Raw genomic sequence first — 18,884 nt, 5'->3', positions numbered from 1 at the left:
AGGCTTGTAGAATGGACTGAATCATCGACCAAATAGTGGATATGTGGATCAATGACTCAGTATGACAAAGTGAATACGCTACTCAGCATGATAAATCGCTGACAAGATAGCCCCTGCACCATCAGCAAGCAGTATATTGGCAACATCAATGCCGAGCTGATTTGCCTGCGCCTCTTGCTTGTCTTGTGTGCCAACCAATGTCACTCGCTTTTCTGCTTTTAACAGCTTACTGCCATCCGCTTGACCCACTCGACCACGTAACCACAATACATTACCATTATCGTTATTGCCATTTTCACCATTGTCATCATTATTAGCACTGGTTTCATCAGCCATTTGCAACACTGCGTAGGCTGCAATCGGCACTTGGCAACCACCCTCTAAGTGACGGTTCAACGCGCGCTCAGCGATAAGGCGAATACGCGCTTTATCGTCGTTCAGTGGCGCTAGTAATTTCAACACCTCGTCATCACCTTCACGGCATTCAATGGCTAACGCACCTTGACCAACTGCCGGCAAGCAGGCATCAATATCTAGCTGCCCACGTATCCGCTCATCTAATTCAATACGCTGCAAGCCACTGGTCGCCAAGATAATGGCATCATACTCACCAGCATCTAATTTGCCCAAACGCGTCCCAACATTGCCGCGCAAGGTTTTGATCTGTAGATCTGGGCGATAGGCTTTGATCTGACATTGACGGCGCAAACTTGAGGTTCCAACGACTGCACCTTGCGGCAACTCATCAATACTATTATAAGTATTTGAGACAAAAGCATCGGTTGGTGAAGCGCGCTTACAGTAGACACCTAGCGTCAAGCCTTCAGGTAGCTGCATAGGTACGTCTTTTAGCGAATGTACCGCAATGTCTGCTTGCTTGTTATACAACGCTTGCTCAAGCTCTTTGACAAATAACCCCTTACCACCAATTTTGGCCAAAGGTGTGTCCAAAATCTTGTCACCCTTAGTGACAATTTTTAGTAACTCAATGGTTAGCTCAGGATAGAGCGCCAATAAGCGATCACGAATATGCTCCGCTTGCCATAGAGCCAAGGGACTCTGACGCGTGGCGATGGTTAAGGTAGTCAAAGCAGGTTGCTGCGGATTGCTCATAAAGGGCCTCAATAAATTCGATACTATAATCTCAATGCTACAATATCAGTGCCAAGTTGGTGCTAAGCGATTAGGAAAACTTGCCACAAAAAATGGTCGACTCACATCAGAGATAGTAAAAGTTGGCGCAAAAAAATACCCCTATTTAAGCATAAATAAGGGTTTGATGATATGGGATGATTATGTCGCTCTGAAAACATCCTATTACATGCTTTGAATTTTGTCACGTAAGGCTGGCAGATGACGACGACTCACGGCTAGCGTCTCATCGATTCCTTTAAAACGTATCTGATATTGTCCAGCGTCTAGGGTTTCTAAAAAGTCTAAAAAATTCAGATTGATAATAGCGTTGCGATGCACACGAAACAAACGATCGTCAAACTCTCGCTCTAGCTCTTTTAGGGTCTCATCAATCAATACAATGCCATCTTTGTGACGTACTTTGACGTATTTTTGATCTGCCGCAAAATAATAAATATCTTTAAGTTTAATAAGCTCTACACCGCGGTGAGTACGAGCAGCAATATGCTCGCGTATCGGACGCGCCGTTGGATTTTCAAGCTTGCGAATTTCATTCAATTGCGCCGCGTTTAGGTTTTTTGCTTTGTTCAGTGCTTCTAATAGCTCGTCTTTGTTTGCCGGTTTCAACAAATAACCGATTGCATTGGCTTTTAGTGCCGCTATCGCATAATGATCGTAAGCGGTGACAAATATAATGGCTGGTGGATGATCAAGTTTGTCCAGCTCTTGGGCACAGCGCACCCCATCCATCTCAGGCATACGAATGTCTAATAATATAATGTCAGGCTGCTGAGTTTTTACGGCGACAATCGCTTCTGCCCCTGTGGTAGCTTGAGCAACCACCTCATGACCTGACTCCTGTACGATTCTGACCAAACGCTCACGCGCTAAAGGCTCATCATCACAAACTACGATACGCATATAAACTCCCACCTCAAACTCTACTGAATATGTTTCGATGGTATGACGAATGTACTGGCCAGTTCAATATGATGAGATTTTCTGCATCATATTTTTGATAGTAACCACTCATTGTCAATAATTGCCAGATAAAAATCGCAATAACCATATAGATATAAAAGGCGATGCAATAAATATGCCATAATATCTTATAATGAGAATATAGTGTCTGAGAACATAATGAAAAACGGTAAAAGAGGAAGGATTATAAACTGACATCTTGTAAGGGATAGTCAATAATGGTAGTAATGTGGTTACCAGTAACCGTGCTTTGAATATCAGCACTTTGACCAAAGTACGCGCGTAATCGATCCGCTTGAATATAAAAATTCATATGCTGACGCAAGTCATGGTTAATGATTAAGGTCTTTGTGGGAAGTTCCACGTCAATCTGAATAGTTACTCTGTGCTGCTCCCAAGTGACTTTAATATTAAAATGGATGGTTTCAGTGGTCATCTCAACCACATTGAGTAGCATTTTCTCCAGTACGCTTTGTAAGGTTAACGCCGTAATCACCATGTCATACATGATGTCTTCATCAGGCAAATCCCAATGGACCTCGAGTTTATCTGCCAAACGGCTAGATTCGATCGCTAGATAATGCTCACACAGCGCCACTTCTTCTTCAAAACTAATCTCACGTTCGCCGCTAAAACTGGCTCGATATAAGACCGAAACGTTTTGTAATAAAGCAGAGGCTTTTGGTGGATTGGACTCAATGAGTGAGACCAGTGTGTTGATGGTATTAAAGAAAAAGTGCGGGGCGGTGCGGGCTTTGATTAAGTCATTTTGTGCGGTCAGCTTATATTCAAACGACAGCTTGAGCGCATTAAGCTCGCGGTGGCTACGCAAAAAGTACAGCAAAAAAACAATAGTAAAACCGCCCGTCAGTACGGTATTGAAAAACAGATTGGTCATAAAAGCTTGACGATCATATTCCATCAAACCCATATTGATCAGAACCAAAACAACTAAAACCATAGAAACCGTAGCGGCAAACATCATCAGCATGACGATACGCACACTCACACTCGGAATACTGGCATTTTTGAAAACAGGGCGCAGATAATCTACCAAGTATAATGCAGGTATGACGGTCAAGCCATTTTGTATGGTTCGCGCAACAAGCTTGATGATAAAGTCCGACCAACTGGACAGACCATGACGCTCAATCACTGTGAGAAACAGTGACCAGAAAGCAATATATGTCAGCCACTGCCAAGGCCTCATGATCTCCATGAGTTTTGGAATAAAAAACTCTAAGCGCGTAGCTAGTAAGGCAACCTCATCATTTGCTATACTCGAGTTCTTATTCTCTTGACTTGTCTTGTACCGATATGAACGCCAATTCTTCAAACCTTAGTAATCCCGAATCAAGTAAAAGTTCATCTGTTGCTGATTCTAGCACGAATGTCTCAGTAACAAACAAAGATGCACAAAACAGCCCTACCAGCACTCAGGGCCAGCAGATGTGGGGCGGACGCTTCAGTGAAGCGACGGATAGCTTCGTGGCTGCCTTTACCGCCTCTGTCGGCTTTGACCAACGCTTTGCTCGTCACGATATTCAAGGATCGATTGCCCATGCAACGATGCTTAAAGAATGCGATATCTTGACTGCTGATGAAGTGGCCACCATTATCGACGGTCTTCATCAAGTATTACGCGAGATCGAAGCAGGTGAGTTTAACTGGTCAATCGCCCTCGAAGACGTGCACATGAATGTCGAATCACGCCTCACTGATATTATAGGCGCTGTTGGCAAAAAACTACACACGGGTCGTAGCCGTAACGATCAGGTCGCGACCGACATTCGTTTGTGGTTGCGTGAAGAAACCGATAATATTATCGAACTGCTCGTACGCTTACAAAGCGGCTTGCTCGATCTGGCTGATCAACATACTGATACTATTATGCCTGGTTTTACGCATTTACAAACCGCCCAGCCTGTCAGCTTTGGTCACCATGTAATGGCGTGGTTTGAGATGTTGTATCGCGATACCGAGCGCTTGGTTGACGCCCGTCGCCGTATCAACCAGATGCCACTTGGTAGCGCCGCACTCGCTGGCACGACGTTCCCGATTGATCGTACCATCACCGCTGAGCTATTGGGTTTTGAAGGTATCTGTCAAAACTCTCTAGATGCGGTTTCAGATCGTGACTTTGCGATTGAGTTTACCTCAGCCGCTTCTATTCTTATGATGCACATGTCACGTATGAGCGAAGAGATTATTCTGTGGATGTCAGCGCAGTTCAATTTTGTGCAGATACCAGATCGCTTCTGTACTGGCTCATCAATCATGCCACAAAAGAAAAACCCTGATGTGCCTGAGCTGGTACGCGGTAAAGCGGCACGTGTCTTTGGTCAGTTGATGACATTACTCAGCCTGATGAAAAGCCAGCCACTCGCCTACAACAAAGACAACCAAGAAGACAAAGAGCCTTTGTTTGACTGTGTCGACACACTGACAGGCTCACTACTTGCCTTTGTTGATATGCTACCTAACATTGTCCCAAACAAAGAAAGTATGCGTGCTGCGACAATGAAAGGCTATGCTACTGCCACTGACTTAGCAGATTATCTGGTACGTCAAGGCGTTGCGTTCCGTGATGCGCATGAAGTCGTGGGCAACGCTGTCGCACTGGGCATCAAAGAAGATGTCGATCTAAGTGACTTGTCATTGGCACAATTGCAGCAATTCAGCGATGCCATCGGTGAAGATGTCTTTGACTATCTCACGCTAGAAGGCTCACTCGCAGCTCGTGACCACTTAGGTGGTACTGCACCAAACCAAGTTAAGCAAGCGGTGGTCAATGGCCGCGCTCGTTTAAAAGCCTTTGCCTAATCAAACCGTTTTGAGCCAAAGCTCACTTATCGCTATATATCTGACACCCGCTATTGATGCGGGTGTTTTTTTATTTATAGTCAATCCCCTATAAAAGAGCTACAGCGTAGCCTCACTTGAAGTATCACAGTTACATCTGCGCTCGGTTGCCTTGTATCTCTTTTAAACTGAATTAACTATAACTTACTATCAGCTACCAGCTCTTTTTTGCGCTTGCTCTGTCTGCATGATATGAAACGATAAATCAGAATAAAGGTAAGACCTACTGATAACATCCTGTAGATTTGTGTCTGTTTAATAAGAGACACGAGATACCCTTTGCTAAATTGACCAAGACCGTTATCATAGGCTCATATCATTACTCAAATTCACCACTTAATAGAATAAACAAGGAACACCTGATGACTGAGACTTTTAATCCACAAGCCAATACCGTGTTTTGTCGCAAATACAAGCAAGAACTGCCAAAAATGCCGCATCCACCCTTCCCTAATAAAAAAGGCCAAGAGCTACAAGAAACGGTCTCTGACAAGGCATGGAAAGAGTGGCTAGAACATCAAACGATGCTTATCAACGAAAACCATTTGAGCATGATGGATCCTGAAGCCAAAAAATTCTTGACCGAGCAGCGTGATAAGTTTTTGGACAATGAAGACTATGAGCGCGCCCAAGGCTGGACACCAGAAAGCTAGTCTTAGCCCACGCTTTAGCCATAAAAAACGCGCTCAATATAGCGCGTTTTTTATGATAAGACGGTAGCATTTGTGAGCTATCAGTCGTCATTACTCTCTAGTGATTCAAAGTCAGCGACTGACATTGTGCTCACTTGGCGAGCAGCCAAACGATCATTGGCTTCTTGCACTGCTTTTTCGACCATGGCATAGTCTGAATGACGTACATCTTGACCACTGATATAGTTAATAACCAGCTCTGCTACGTTTTGTGCATGATCACCGATGCGTTCAAGCGAGCGCAAAATCCACATGATATTGATGACCTTTGAGACTTGTCTTGAGTCTTCCATGATATAAGTCATCAACGCGCGAATGGCAGATTGATATTCGTTATTGACCACACTGTCATTGCGCATGACCTCAAACGCTTGCTCAGCATTCGATTGACTAAAGGCTTCTAGCGCGTTGTTGAGCATCAGTCTTACCTGATTACTCAAGTGCTGTACCTCAGCATAGCCGTAAGACGATTTGCCTTGTGCCGCGATTCTGTTTGCCATTTTCGCGATTTTTACGGCTTCATCACCAATACGCTCCAAATCTACCACGCCTTTACTGATCGACATGACTAAACGCAAATCTCCTGCAGCAGGTTGACGCTTAGCAACCAACAATAAGATATGTTCATCGAGCTCAACCTCCATTCGGTTGATATCAAAGTCCATCTCGATGACCTCTTGTGCCAGTGTCTCGTCTCTATCAATGAGTGCATGAATTGCTTTGGCCACTTGGTTGGCAGCACTATCACCCATGTATAAGAACAAACGGATGGCTTCATCAAGATCTTGGTCAAAACTTTTGGAGATATGCTTATCACTTTGCATAAGAGGGATTCCCTGAAATCTATATTTTGGTAGCGCGATATGCTGGTTGGGTGAAACGACCCAACTTCAGTATTAGCTCTTTAGTACTAATTAATCAGCCCTAGCCATAGCGACCAGTAATATAATCTTCTGTCGCGGTTTGGGTAGGTTTGGTGAATATCTGATCAGTCTCGCCCATCTCGATCATATCGCCCAGATACATATAGACGGTATAGTCTGATACGCGCGCCGCTTGCTGCATGTTGTGAGTAACGATGGCGATGGTATAGTCGTTTTTGAGATCTTCTATCAGATCTTCGATAGCGCCTGTCGAGATAGGATCAAGCGCAGACGTTGGCTCATCGAGCAGCAATACTTCAGGCTTGGTCGCGACACTACGGGCGATACACAGACGCTGCTGCTGACCACCTGATAATGACAGACCTGATGCTTTTAGTTTGTCTTTCACTTCTGGCCACAATGCTGATTTTTTTAGTGCCCATTCCACGCGCTCATCCACTTCGCTTTTGCTGAGCTTTTCATAGAGTTTGACGCCAAAGGCAACATTGTCATAGATAGACATCGGGAACGGCGTTGGCTTTTGAAACACCATACCGACTTGGGCGCGTAGCAAGTTGACATCGACGTCTTTGCCTAAAATGTTTTTACCATCAAGATTGATAGCACCCTCTGCACGCATCCCTGGATAGAGATCATACATACGGTTAAAAGTACGTAGCAGCGTTGATTTACCACAACCTGACGGACCGATAAAGGCTGTCACTTTCTTTTCTGCGATATCAATATTGATGTTTTTTAATGCCTGAAAATCATCATAATAAAAGTTGAGATCGCGAACTTCCATTTTTGCTTTAGGCATATTTTTGGGAATATCATGAATGCTTTGCTTATTGAACTCAGCAGTATTTGGTTGCTGTGATTGCGAGCTTTTAGACATGGTTCTATTTAACAGGCTGTCTGTTGCATTATTAAAGCGATCAGCAGTCGTTTCTGTGCGGACCTTGCTTGCGACATCATTCATAATATTATCCAACCTAGCTTAGTGTATTTCATATAAGTATAAGTAAACGCTTGGTATCTGTGCAGCGATATCGGTCTTTATTTGACCTGACCTCGATTGCCAATAAATCTTGCCAGAATATTCAACACCAAGACAGATGCTGTAATCAGCAGCGCCGCTGCCCACGCCAATGTATGCCAATTATCATAAGGACTCATCGCAAACTGATAAATGGTATTGGGTAAGTTAGCAATCGGCTGACCCATGTCGGTACTGAAGTACTGGTTGTTCAGCGCCGTAAATAGCAACGGTGCTGTCTCACCAGTGATTCGAGCAAATGCCAATAACACCCCTGTCGTCAGTCCCGCTTTGGCAGCTTTAACCGTCACTTGCGTGACCATTTTCCACTTAGGTGTACCAAGTGCATAAGCCGCTTCACGCAAGCTATTAGGTACAAGGTTCAGCATGTTTTCAGTGGTACGTACGACGACTGGGATGACAATCAATGCCAATGCCAATGCGCCTGCCCAACCAGAGAAACTTTCGCCTTTTACCATTAAAGTATATATAAAGAGACCAATGACAATTGATGGTGCTGATAACAAGATATCGTTCAAAAAACGGGTCACTTTGCCAAGCATACTGCCTTTAGAAAACTCAGATAAATAAATACCAGTCATCAGGCCAATAGGTGCACCAATAAATAATCCTGAAAATGCCAACATCACCGAACCGACGATCGCATTGCGTAAACCACCTGGGCTCATGGGTGGCGGGGTATCAGCGGTAAAGATTGGCAACTCCACCATGCCTTGAAAGCCTTCAACAAATAGTGTCACCAAAATCCATGACAACCAGAATAGACCAAACACCATTGCTGACATGGCAAAGCCCAAACCCAGCTTGTTGGTCCAGCGGCGCTTGTTGTACAAGCTTTTGTTATAACGCCCAGCACTGCTTGGCTTCGTAGACATTGGCGCATTCATCACATTGTTTACAGGCATACTATTTATTTCCCATATCTTTTATCAATATCTATCAAGGTCTCATAAGTCCTTCTCAGACTTATCGATTACCTGCTTTGTGATCCATGCGCATGAGCATTAATTTGGCCAAAGACAGCACAATGAAGGTGATGACAAACAAGATTAAGCCTAGATGTAGTAAAGATGCCAAATGCAGCTCGCTCGACGCTTCGGCAAACTCGTTGGCCAATGCCGAGGTGATGGTCACACCAGAGGTAAATAGGCTTGGGCTGATATTGAACGCATTACCGATTAAGAAGGTCACTGCCATCGTCTCACCCAATGCACGACCAAGACCCAAGATTACGCCACCAACGACACCAGCTTTGGTATAAGGCAGAATAATCTTGAACATGACTTCCCATGTCGTCGCACCCATACCGTAAGCGGATTCTTTGAGTAGATCTGGCACGACAGAGAAGACATCACGCATGGTGGCCGCGATAAAAGGAATAATCATGATGGCAAGTACCAAAGACGCGGTAAACATCCCTAGTCCCATGGGCGCGCCTGTAAACAGCTTACCGATGATCGGTAGCGGGCCAACATGCTCGATAAACCATGGCTGAATGTGCTCACCAAAGAAAGGTGCAAATACGAACAGACCCCACATACCATAAATGATAGAAGGAATACCTGCCAATAGTTCAATGGCAATACCAAGTGGTTTTTTGAGGAATTTTGGGCACATTTCGGTCAAAAATATCGCGATACCAAAACTGACTGGCACAGCGATAGCGATGGCGATAAATGACGTCACTAAGGTGCCGTAAATAGGTGCGAGTGCACCATACTCATTAGCGACCGTATCCCAATTATTACTGGTATAAAACCCCAGACCAAACTCTTGAATGCTCGGCCATGCCCCAACAATAAGAGACACCAAAATGCCCCCTAAAGATAGGAGGACGAGTATGGCAAACGCTTTGGTAGAGTTGACAAATAAAGCGTCGTAACGTTTTTGTTTAGCCAGTTGGGACCTTAAGTCTGTCATAAGTGTCTCAGCATTGAATGGGTGAATTCAAAAAACCAGAATGTTTATTTCGTTTTATGACAGCAAACGCAACTTGTATCATTACTAATGGTTATCGTGAAATATAGCGATTAGTTTTTTGGTCAAATTTGCTGTGATAAAACCTCTCAAACCACTACCGGAGAATAGTGGCTTAAGAGGGAATTAAAGAGATTAGTAAACAATGGCTAGCATCGGGAGATTACTGAGCAGCCTTATAAACTGGCTGACCATCGCTACCTTTTACTTCGTTCCATTTCTCTTTGAATAAGGCTACTGCTGTATCAGAGAATGGGACATAATCTAATGCCATGGCATCATCATCACCTTGGGTATAAGCCCAGTCAAAGAAGTTCAATACGCCAGCAACTTGCTGAGGATTCTCTGGTTGCTTGTGTACTAAGATGAAAGTAGCAGCAGCGATCGGCCATGCTTGATCCGTCTCAGAGTTGGTGATGACTTTATAAAAACCTTCTTGTTGTGACCAATCGATGTCACCAGCGGCTGCAAAGGTTTCAGCAGATGGCTGCACAACGTTACCCGCTGCGTTTTTCAATGCCGTATGTGACATATTGTTTTGCTTGGCGTACGCATACTCAACATAGCCGATAGAGTTTTTCATACGGTTGACGTAGCTTGAAACGCCTTCGTTACCCTTACCACCTGCACCAGTCGCAGACGTTGGCCACTTAACCGTTTTATCAACACCAACGGTATCTTTCCAATCTGGTGAAACCTTGGCTAGATAATCTGTGAAGTTAAACGTCGTACCTGAACCGTCTGAGCGGAATACCGTGGTGATGGCTGCATCTGGCAAAGTCAAATCTGGGTTCATGGCTTTGATCGCAGGATCATTCCAGTTATTGATTTTACCCAAATAGATATTTGCTAAGGTTTCGCCATCTAATTTCAACTGACCTGGCTCAACACCATCGATGTTAACGATTGGCACAACGCCGCCGATAACGGTTGGGAACTGAATAAGACCAGACTCTTCAAGCTCTTCTGGCGTCAATGGCGCATCAGAAGCACCGAAGTCGACGGTTTTTGATTGGATTTGTTTGATACCGCCAGATGAGCCAATCGACTGATAGTTGACTTGGCCGCCAGTAGCAGCGTTATAGTCATAAGACCATTTGGCATAGATAGGCTGCGGGAATGATGCACCTGCACCCGTGATATTCATTGCGATATTTTCAGCAGATTTAAAACCGGTGTCAGCAGAAGGCGTTGCCTGAGTCTGAGTGGTTGTTTCAGCCGTGGTAGCGGCACTACTGCTAGTATCAGCAGCTGGTTCTGTCGTCTCTGTTGACTTGTTGCACGCCGTAAGCATTAATGTACAACTGACGGCCACTGCTAATAACGAATAACGCATGTAGGACTCCTGAAGTTTAACAACGATATAAAAAAGCATTGTTTGTGATATGCGTGCTATCTTGCCAAATCTTTATGACAGTTTAATGACAACCTCTACAATCTTTCATCCGTTTTACATAATATTCAGATAAGCACTCTAAGTTTCAGTAATATCAGGTAATTTTGATAATTATTACTAAGAATCTATGCTGGTCACCAGACCGAACAGAAAACTCAAAGTCTAATGTTTTCATTCAAATATCATTAGCCGTTAACACAGAATTTTGTTAGTATGAAAGGGATTTACAACACTGACAGACTCGGGGTGCGGTGTAGCATTGGCCTACTTTATAACCTTTATAAAAGTAGTCGCCTTGATACATTCGCTGAGAGATCACCCGCCGAACCTGATGCGGTTAGTACCGACGCAGGGAAGTCTTAAGCACTTTGTTATTGATGACAAAGGACGCGTAGAAATACCTTTTTATCATCGCTATTGTCTAACTATGCATGTCGCATAAGTAGACAACGAGAGAAGAAAGCTGCGTCCACTATTTGATGACCATTAGCCGCGACGATATTTTTTGCTTGCTGTTAGGTGTCGATAATATAAATTTGTCTGAATGATGACTGCTTATCCCCGCAGCTACTGGCGGTGTTGCTTTTATTCAAAAACCAACACGCTAGGACAGCATATGACTATTTCAGACAGCACCTCAATTGCATCGAAAGCCCAAACGCACAACCCAGCCGATAACATTCTTCCTGTATCAGACACCAAAGCAGATAAAAAAGCCGACGCGCTAAAGACGCCTGCCCACCGCGCTGCCAGCGATGCGCGTTTTGAAGAAGATGCCCGCGATTTACATCGTATCCTACCCGCCTCGCGCAAAGTCTATATCGAAGGCTCACGACCTGATATCCAAGTACCGATGCGTGAAATCAGCTTGGCGGATACGCCAGTTGGCGGTACGGGTGATAAGGATGGCGAGCACAATCCGCCTTTTTATGTCTATGATACTTCAGGCGTCTATACCGACCCCAATGTCGAGATTGATCTGACCCGCGGTCTACCCAAACTACGTGAGAACTGGATCGCAGAACGCAATGATACCGAGCAATTAAGCGGCCTATCTAGCTCGTACGGGCAAGCACGTGCTCGCGATATCAGCACTGCCAATCTTAGATTTGCCCATATTGATAAACCACGTCGCGCCAAAGCAGGGCAAAACGTCACGCAGATGTACTACGCGCGCCGCGGTATCATTACTCCTGAGATGGAATATATAGCCATACGTGAGACGCAAAAGCAGCATGAACTGACCGATATGCGTCAACATGAGGGTGAGAGCTTCGGTGCCAATACGCCTCAAATCATCACCCCTGAGTTTGTCCGTGATGAAGTAGCCGCTGGACGCGCAATTATCCCAAATAACATCAATCACCCTGAATCTGAGCCGATGATCATCGGGCGCAATTTTTTGGTCAAGATCAATGCCAATATCGGTAACTCAGCGCTCGGCTCATCGATCGATGAAGAAGTCTCCAAAATGACGTGGGCAACACGTTGGGGCGCGGATACCATCATGGATTTATCGACAGGTAATCATATTCATGAAACTCGTGAATGGCTAATTCGCAACTCGCCTGTGCCAATTGGTACCGTACCCATTTATCAAGCGCTAGAAAAAGTCGATGGCGTCGTAGAAGATCTGACGTGGGAGATATTCCGTGATACGTTGATTGAGCAAGCAGAGCAAGGTGTGGATTACTTCACCATTCACGCAGGCGTCCTACTACGCTATGTACCGCTCACCGCAAAACGCCTAACGGGTATCGTCTCACGCGGTGGCTCTATCATGGCGCAGTGGTGTCTGGCGCATCATAAAGAGAGTTTTTTATACACGCATTTTGAAGATATCTGCGAGATTATGAAGCAGTATGATGTGGCGTTCAGCCTAGGTGATGGCCTACGCCCCGGCTGTTTGCAAGATGCCAATGATGAGGCGCAGTTTGGTGAGCTACGTACACTTGGTGAATTGACCAAAGTCGCATGGGAACATGACGTACAGGTGATGATTGAAGGCCCTGGACACGTGGCGATGAACCGCATCAAAGAAAATATGGACTTGCAGCTTGAGCTTTGTGCTGACGCGCCGTTTTATACTTTAGGGCCATTAACAACAGACATTGCTCCCGGTTATGACCACATCACTAGTGCCATTGGGGCAGCGATGATTGGCTGGTTTGGTACCGCGATGCTGTGCTATGTCACACCAAAAGAGCACTTAGGCCTACCGAACAAAAAAGATGTCAAAGACGGCATTATCACTTACAAAATTGCCGCACACGCTGCTGATCTTGCTAAAGGTCATCCCGGTGCGCAGGCGCGTGACAATGCCTTGTCCAAAGCACGTTTTGAATTCCGCTGGGATGATCAGTTCAATCTGGCGCTCGACCCTGATACCGCACGCGAATATCACGATGAGACCTTGCCAAAAGACGCACACAAGTCGGCGCATTTCTGCTCCATGTGTGGTCCGAAATTCTGCTCAATGAAAATCACTCAAAACGTGCGTGAGTATGCAGTTGGACTTGATAAAGAAGCCGCTAATAAAAAGGTAACGCCGCAATCAGGCGACTTAAGCGATACTGATCACTTGATCAAGAAAGTCGATACAGAACTGGTGGGACAAGTTGGAGAAGCCAGTGCTGAGGAAGTCCGTCAAGGGATGGCTGAGATGATGGAAAAATATAATAAGGAAGGACGTCAGTTGTATAAGGAGGTGTAGGTAGATAGTGCCTTTCAGATAGTATAAAAAAAGCCCGAACCTGATAGTCAGGTTTGGGCTTTTTATTTTTGGTTTATCTAGTACTATTACACCTTCGACGCCTGATAAATCTCTTCAATCGACGTATTGATAGTATCAGCAAACTCTTCATCGCTTTGTTGCTTACTCAGCCCTTCGGTAAAAGCACGCGAGAAGCTTGCAATCATACCTGGGTTTTGTTTGAGCTTCGCGCACGCATCAGTGCGGCTGTAACCGCCTGATAGCGCCACTACTTTGAGCACTTTTGTATGGTCAACCAGTTCCTGATAAAACCCAGGCTCTTCAGGTAAAGTCAGCTTGAGCATCACTTGCTGATCGTCATTTAAGCGTTCCAGATTACGTAGAATATCGGCTTTTAGCAGTACTTCGCAATCATGCTTTTGAGCGCTATCAATGTTAACTTCTGGCTCAACGATTGGCATCAAACCTTTTGAGATGATTTGCTTTGCCACATCAAACTGCTGCTGTACAACGAGCTCAATACCATCGACGTTTGGCTCATAAATGACTGAGCGCATCTTGGTGCCAAATACCGGATAGTTTTTTGCTTTATCTAGCAACAAGTCTAAGTTAGGCATCGGCTTCATGACTTGTACGCCGCTCATCTGCTCCGCCAACCCTTTATCTACTTTTAAAAATGGGACGATTTGCTTGTCTTCCCACAAATAGTTGGCGGTCGACTTACCATTGACGTCGCGCTCCATGGTATCTTCAAATAAGATCGCACCAAGCACACGCTCATTGTCAAAACAGTCGCAGGTCATGATACGGGCACGCATCTCATGCACCAAATCAAACATCGCCTCATCACTATCAAAAGCATCGCTGCTGACACCATAGTTTTCTAGCGCTTTTGGTGTGCTGCCGCCACTTTGGTCGAGTGCGGCGATAAATCCTGAACCGTCTTTTATGCGCTGTAACTGATTGTCGTATTCCATTAAAAGTACATCCTATTTTTATTGAGTAAAATTGAACATGATAAACCAAGCTTTTTATGACCTATATAAGGTCTGCTATTTGTAGATGACCTTATCATAGGATGGTAAGTATGCCTATATAGAAAACGTGACAACATTGCTAAAAATTCTACTGTACCCTTTTTTGGACAAAACATCTCACGCTAAAAATAAGACGCCCACACAACATACTGCGAGTAATAGCCCCAATATATTGATGCGATTGAGTCGCTCTTTAAACACACCCACTCCGATCAACGTCGCCACGGCAATGACACCCACGTTCATGCCCGTGAACACAATACTGGGTGAATCGTGCAGCATTTGATGAGCCCTGACATAAGCATAAATATTACCCATGTTGAGCGCACCAAGTAGCAACCCAGCTACAAGGGCATCTCTTTGCCAGCGCACCCGAGTAACAAGTAGATAAATGAACAACAATAGACCTGCGACACCAAAGCTCACAAAAAGCGTCAACGGAAAAGCGGTGCCCTGCTTGGCCACTTGCTTAAACAAAATATCGATGATGCCGTAACCCGCCCACACACCGAATAACCAGAGTGGTGTGTATTTTATTTGCTTAGGGGTATCTTTATGCTGTGGTCGATAAACCAGTGCTCCTAGCGCCAAAAAGCCAAGTGCCAATCCAAGCACACGAGTACCTGTCAGCACCTCACCAAATAGCAAAAAAGCGGCAATGATCGGAATAATCAATGATAAACGCTGGGAAGCATCCGTTGCTACCATTCCAACCGCCTCAATAGCACGTCCAAGAATGATAAATACGGATGGCAGTAAAATGCCAAGTGCAATGATAATACCCCAAGCATTATCAAGCGCATGTATGGCGCCGACATCAGGCTTTAATAAAAACCAAGTCAGCAAAAAAGCGACCGGATAACCCGCGACGATGGTCTGACGAATATCCATTTTCTTTTGGCGTAGTATTTTTAAAAGTACTGATACCGCGACGCTACACAACACCGCAATGGTTAAATACATCATTAGCTTCTACCTTTTGGATTTCGATATCGGGTGTTTATTACTCATATATTGGCAATATAGTGCTAAGCAAGTCGCTTTCTATCCAGCTGATTTTTGGAGAAATATTATTGTAAAGATAATATTTGAATGGCTAAGTAAGCTGAGGTCTAGAAGGTAACAAAATATATTTTTGACAGCAATCTATTTGTCATTATCTCTACAGTTATCATGCCTATCAACACCGCATTAATGAGTTTCATATTTGGCAAATTACAATTTACTGCATGCCTGATTGCCAAGTTTTGCTAAAATACCCTGCTATTTTATTAACATAAGTAACGACTCAAAACCGCTCTGGTTTGACGTATTATTGCCGCCTATGAACGCTCTATTTCGCTTTTTTGAATCCCGTCTCCCCGCCTTTCCTGAAACGCCTATGCCATTACCTCGTAAGGGGTTATTGAGATTTTTGTGGGCCTGTACGCATGGTTTGCGCGGCTGGCTGTTCTTATTTATGATCCTCTCCGCTGGCGTCGGGGTCTATGAAGCCATGCTGTTTGCATGGATTGGTAACTTGGTGGATTGGCTGGGTGCTTATACCCCGCAGACGTTGTGGGCAGAAAAAAGCGATATGTTGCTGCTAATGTTTGCCGTCTTGATCCTAAGTCCTTTTTGGATTGCCATGTCTTCCTTGATACATTTTCAGGTCATTCAGGGCGTGTTTCCGATGCAAATGCGCTGGCGTTTTCATCGCCGCATGCTCGGACAATCCATGCAGTTTTATCAAGATGAGTTTTCAGGACGTGTCTCAGCAAAGGTGATGCAGACTGCACTTGCGGTGCGTGATACAGTGATGACCATCACAGATATGATGATGTATGTGGTGGTATATTTTGTCACTACTGGGGTGATTTTATTTAATCTGGACAGCTTGCTGCTCATTCCGTTTGCAGTTTGGTTTGTGCTGTTTGGGTTTGCCATGTGGTATTTTATTCCAAAACTCAAACGTACGGCCATTGTGCAAGCGGATGCCCGTGCCTTGATGACCGGGCGCATCACCGATGCTTATGCCAATATCATGACCGTCAAGCTGTTTAGCCACTCGCAGCGCGAACTGGGTTATGCCAAATACGCGATGAATCAGTTTTTGGGCACGGTACACGCACAGATGCGCTGGGTCAGCTATCTTGAGGTCGTCAACCATGTCATCAGTGTGACTCTGATTGGCTCGACTGCAGCTATTGGTGTGTATTTGTGGCAACAAGGCGATGTTGGTGTTGGTGCGATTGCCGCAGCGACTGCTATGGCGCTGCGTTTAAATGGTTTGACACACTGGATCATGTGGCAGACTACCAGCTTGTTTGAGAGTATCGGTACGGTACAAGACGGCATGCGTACTCTATCAGCACCGCAAAAAATCGTCGATAAGCCTAATGCGCAAACGCTGACGGTCACCGACGGTCATATTGTCTTTGATCATGTCGATTTTGGCTATGAAGATGAGGCTGGCGTTGCCGATGATGAAGGGGCGCGTGTCGATGAGGCAAAAACCGCAGCTACTGCATTGGCAACCAATCGCGTCAAACTGTTGGACAACTTTCATTTGGACATCAAACCAGGTGAAAAAATTGGTCTGGTCGGACGTTCAGGCGCTGGTAAATCAACCTTGGTGAATTTACTACTGCGATTCTTTGATGTCGATAGTGGCAAAATCTGTATTGACGGACAGGCGATCGATGATGTCACCCAAGAATCGTTACGTCAGCAAATTGGTATGGTAACCCAAGACACCTCGCTGTTGCACCGTACCATTCGTGAAAACATCGCTTATGGTCGCCCCGATGCTACTGACGAAGACATCATCAAAGCCGCCAAACAAGCGCAGGCTTGGGACTTTATTAAAGACTTAAGCGATGACAAAGGCAATACTGACCTTGATACCCAAGTCGGTGAGCGCGGCGTCAAACTCTCAGGCGGTCAACGCCAGCGTATCGCCATCTCCCGCGTAATGCTCAAAAACGCACCAATTTTGCTGCTTGATGAAGCCACGAGTGCCCTTGACTCTGAAATCGAATTTGCTATTACTGAAAGCTTAAACGACATGATGACTGGCAAAACCGTGATTGCCATTGCCCACCGTTTATCGACCATTGCGGCACTGGATCGCTTGGTGGTGATGGATAAAGGGCGCATCATTGAACAAGGCAGTCACGAGGCGCTGCTCGCACGCGATGGCGTCTATGCTAAATTATGGCAACGTCAAAGCGGTGGTTTCTTAGGTGAAGACAACTAAGACCCATCAAAATAAACCACAAGGAAGTGTTTATTTTATGGAAGCATTTACAAACAGCATCAATCTTGATGGTAAAAAAGCACGTTACTATCATCTTGGCCAGCTCAATCAGTCAGTTCAATCAGATAATCATCGCCGCACACCCGCGCATTTTTATGGTGGTAATAGTTTCACCGTTGGTACCTATACGCCACTGCTAAATGAGCTGGCAACTGATTTTGATATCAGCTCCCTTGCCCTACGCGGCTATTGGTATGACAAACCGCAAAGCCGTCGTCTGACGCGTGAGCAAGATGCTGACCTGCTTATTGAGTTTTTAGAAAAAACACAAGATAAACCTGTCGTTGGTATCGGACATTCACAAGGCGCAACCGCCACAGCCATGGCAGCAGCCAAACGTCCAGAGCTGTTTTCACAGCTTTATCTGATAGAGCCTGTCACATTCACTAAAAACCAAGTCACCTTATATAATCTGTTACCGCGTTCTATCCTACTGAGCCGTGAGCCTTTCAAAAGCACAGTAAATCGGCAATCTACGTGGCCGAGTGTTGATGCTTATTATGAAAACTTGCGTGCGCAGCGTGCTTATAGACGCATCAGTGACGAGCATTTGCAGGTCTTTGCCGAACAGAGCTTAAGCAAAAATCCAAATGGAAGCTACAGCTTGATGTTTGCCCCAGAGCAAGAGCTGGCCAACTATTTTGCCGCACCTCATATCGATGCCGCACTCAAAAAACTGCGCTGTCCTTATACGCTGATTACCGGTAAGCCTACTTTATTCATCAATGATAAGGTACGACAACAATGGCAAAAATTTGTGCCTGATAGCAGCATCATCTCATTGCTAGACTATGGTCACCTGCTGCCAATGGAAGCGCCCAAACTGTGTGCTCAGATTATCAACGAGCATTATCGAACAAGCCACCTATAA

15 protein-coding genes and 1 riboswitch are annotated in these 18,884 nt (G+C 45.1%); of the genes, 5 read left to right on the top strand and 10 right to left on the bottom strand.

Annotation, left to right across the window (positions count from 1 at the left end; genetic code table 11):
* Positions 1 to 78 precede the first annotated feature (78 nt).
* The 3 genes from hemC to ACHUET_RS00530 form a co-directional block, all read right to left on the bottom strand.
* Entirely contained in the window at positions 79 to 1,113 is a 1,035-nt protein-coding gene (gene hemC / locus ACHUET_RS00540) for a hydroxymethylbilane synthase (RefSeq protein ID WP_394209791.1), read from the bottom strand.
* Positions 1,114 to 1,317: 204 nt separating this feature from the next.
* Entirely contained in the window at positions 1,318 to 2,055 is a 738-nt protein-coding gene (locus ACHUET_RS00535; protein WP_394209789.1) for a LytR/AlgR family response regulator transcription factor, read from the bottom strand.
* Between the two features lie 244 nt (positions 2,056 to 2,299).
* Positions 2,300 to 3,325 (bottom strand): histidine kinase, encoded by a 1,026-nt coding sequence (locus tag ACHUET_RS00530; protein WP_394209787.1) that lies wholly within the window; start codon positions 3,323 to 3,325, stop codon positions 2,300 to 2,302.
* Positions 3,326 to 3,564: 239 nt separating this feature from the next.
* Here ACHUET_RS00530 and argH point away from each other — a divergent pair, with 239 nt between their 5' ends.
* Positions 3,565 to 4,938: an argininosuccinate lyase gene (argH, locus tag ACHUET_RS00525; protein WP_394210323.1), complete on the top strand. Its 1,374-nt coding sequence runs from the start codon at positions 3,565 to 3,567 to the stop codon at positions 4,936 to 4,938.
* Between the two features lie 401 nt (positions 4,939 to 5,339).
* Positions 5,340 to 5,630, top strand: coding sequence for an oxidative damage protection protein (locus ACHUET_RS00520; RefSeq protein ID WP_062843543.1), 291 nt, complete (start codon positions 5,340 to 5,342; stop codon positions 5,628 to 5,630).
* Between the two features lie 80 nt (positions 5,631 to 5,710).
* Here the strand turns inward: ACHUET_RS00520 and phoU are convergent, their stop codons facing one another.
* The 5 genes from phoU to pstS all read right to left on the bottom strand — a co-directional run bounded on the left by phoU (position 5,711) and on the right by pstS (position 10,905).
* Positions 5,711 to 6,493 carry a phosphate signaling complex protein PhoU gene (gene phoU / locus ACHUET_RS00515; RefSeq protein WP_201601702.1) on the bottom strand — a complete coding sequence of 261 codons (783 nt, stop codon included), beginning with the start codon at positions 6,491 to 6,493 and terminating at the stop codon, positions 5,711 to 5,713.
* A 100-nt stretch (positions 6,494 to 6,593) separates the two neighbouring features.
* Positions 6,594 to 7,430, bottom strand: a complete 837-nt coding sequence (gene pstB / locus ACHUET_RS00510; RefSeq protein WP_265089540.1) for a phosphate ABC transporter ATP-binding protein PstB — start codon at positions 7,428 to 7,430, stop codon at positions 6,594 to 6,596.
* Positions 7,431 to 7,591: 161 nt separating this feature from the next.
* A complete protein-coding gene (pstA, locus tag ACHUET_RS00505; RefSeq protein WP_394209784.1) occupies positions 7,592 to 8,497 on the bottom strand; it encodes a phosphate ABC transporter permease PstA in 906 nt (301 codons plus the stop codon).
* A 61-nt stretch (positions 8,498 to 8,558) separates the two neighbouring features.
* Entirely contained in the window at positions 8,559 to 9,512 is a 954-nt protein-coding gene (gene pstC, locus ACHUET_RS00500; RefSeq protein ID WP_201601698.1) for a phosphate ABC transporter permease subunit PstC, read from the bottom strand.
* A 220-nt stretch (positions 9,513 to 9,732) separates the two neighbouring features.
* Positions 9,733 to 10,905 (bottom strand): phosphate ABC transporter substrate-binding protein PstS, encoded by a 1,173-nt coding sequence (pstS, locus tag ACHUET_RS00495; protein ID WP_201601696.1) that lies wholly within the window; start codon positions 10,903 to 10,905, stop codon positions 9,733 to 9,735.
* Positions 10,906 to 11,197: 292 nt separating this feature from the next.
* Positions 11,198 to 11,337, top strand: a riboswitch (TPP riboswitch).
* A gap of 244 nt (positions 11,338 to 11,581) precedes the next feature.
* Here pstS and thiC point away from each other — a divergent pair.
* Entirely contained in the window at positions 11,582 to 13,678 is a 2,097-nt protein-coding gene (gene thiC, locus ACHUET_RS00490) for a phosphomethylpyrimidine synthase ThiC (RefSeq protein WP_394209781.1), read from the top strand.
* A gap of 86 nt (positions 13,679 to 13,764) precedes the next feature.
* Here thiC and ACHUET_RS00485 read toward each other — a convergent pair whose 3' ends face one another.
* Positions 13,765 to 14,655, bottom strand: coding sequence for a fructose bisphosphate aldolase (locus tag ACHUET_RS00485; RefSeq protein ID WP_394209779.1), 891 nt, complete (start codon positions 14,653 to 14,655; stop codon positions 13,765 to 13,767).
* Between the two features lie 177 nt (positions 14,656 to 14,832).
* On the bottom strand, positions 14,833 to 15,681 hold the full coding sequence (locus ACHUET_RS00480; protein WP_394209777.1) for an EamA/RhaT family transporter: 849 nt from the start codon (positions 15,679 to 15,681) through the stop codon (positions 14,833 to 14,835).
* A 358-nt stretch (positions 15,682 to 16,039) separates the two neighbouring features.
* Between ACHUET_RS00480 and ACHUET_RS00475 the strand changes: the two genes are divergently transcribed.
* Entirely contained in the window at positions 16,040 to 17,953 is a 1,914-nt protein-coding gene (locus ACHUET_RS00475) for an ABC transporter ATP-binding protein (RefSeq protein WP_394209775.1), read from the top strand.
* A 37-nt stretch (positions 17,954 to 17,990) separates the two neighbouring features.
* Positions 17,991 to 18,884: an alpha/beta fold hydrolase gene (locus tag ACHUET_RS00470; RefSeq protein ID WP_394209773.1), complete on the top strand. Its 894-nt coding sequence runs from the start codon at positions 17,991 to 17,993 to the stop codon at positions 18,882 to 18,884.

The sequence above is a fragment of the Psychrobacter piscatorii genome (genome assembly GCF_043641605.1).
Taxonomy (GTDB): Bacteria; Pseudomonadota; Gammaproteobacteria; order Pseudomonadales; family Moraxellaceae; genus Psychrobacter; species Psychrobacter piscatorii_C.
This window is presented reverse-complemented; position numbering and strand designations above follow the sequence as displayed.

Excerpts from the sequence above, each read along its gene's own strand:
- hemC (WP_394209791.1), bottom strand. The coding sequence starts at position 1,113 with ATGAGCAATCCGCAGCAACCTGCTTTGACTACCTTAACCATCGCCACG.
- ACHUET_RS00535 (WP_394209789.1), bottom strand. The coding sequence starts at position 2,055 with ATGCGTATCGTAGTTTGTGATGATGAGCCTTTAGCGCGTGAGCGTTTG.
- ACHUET_RS00530 (WP_394209787.1), bottom strand. The coding sequence starts at position 3,325 with ATGAGGCCTTGGCAGTGGCTGACATATATTGCTTTCTGGTCACTGTTT.
- argH (WP_394210323.1), top strand. The coding sequence starts at position 3,565 with ATGTGGGGCGGACGCTTCAGTGAAGCGACGGATAGCTTCGTGGCTGCC.
- ACHUET_RS00520 (WP_062843543.1), top strand. The coding sequence starts at position 5,340 with ATGACTGAGACTTTTAATCCACAAGCCAATACCGTGTTTTGTCGCAAA.
- phoU (WP_201601702.1), bottom strand. The coding sequence starts at position 6,493 with ATGCAAAGTGATAAGCATATCTCCAAAAGTTTTGACCAAGATCTTGAT.
- pstB (WP_265089540.1), bottom strand. The coding sequence starts at position 7,430 with ATGTCTAAAAGCTCGCAATCACAGCAACCAAATACTGCTGAGTTCAAT.
- pstA (WP_394209784.1), bottom strand. The coding sequence starts at position 8,497 with ATGCCTGTAAACAATGTGATGAATGCGCCAATGTCTACGAAGCCAAGC.
- pstC (WP_201601698.1), bottom strand. The coding sequence starts at position 9,512 with ATGACAGACTTAAGGTCCCAACTGGCTAAACAAAAACGTTACGACGCT.
- pstS (WP_201601696.1), bottom strand. The coding sequence starts at position 10,905 with ATGCGTTATTCGTTATTAGCAGTGGCCGTCAGTTGTACATTAATGCTT.
- thiC (WP_394209781.1), top strand. The coding sequence starts at position 11,582 with ATGACTATTTCAGACAGCACCTCAATTGCATCGAAAGCCCAAACGCAC.
- ACHUET_RS00485 (WP_394209779.1), bottom strand. The coding sequence starts at position 14,655 with ATGGAATACGACAATCAGTTACAGCGCATAAAAGACGGTTCAGGATTT.
- ACHUET_RS00480 (WP_394209777.1), bottom strand. The coding sequence starts at position 15,681 with ATGATGTATTTAACCATTGCGGTGTTGTGTAGCGTCGCGGTATCAGTA.
- ACHUET_RS00475 (WP_394209775.1), top strand. The coding sequence starts at position 16,040 with ATGAACGCTCTATTTCGCTTTTTTGAATCCCGTCTCCCCGCCTTTCCT.
- ACHUET_RS00470 (WP_394209773.1), top strand. The coding sequence starts at position 17,991 with ATGGAAGCATTTACAAACAGCATCAATCTTGATGGTAAAAAAGCACGT.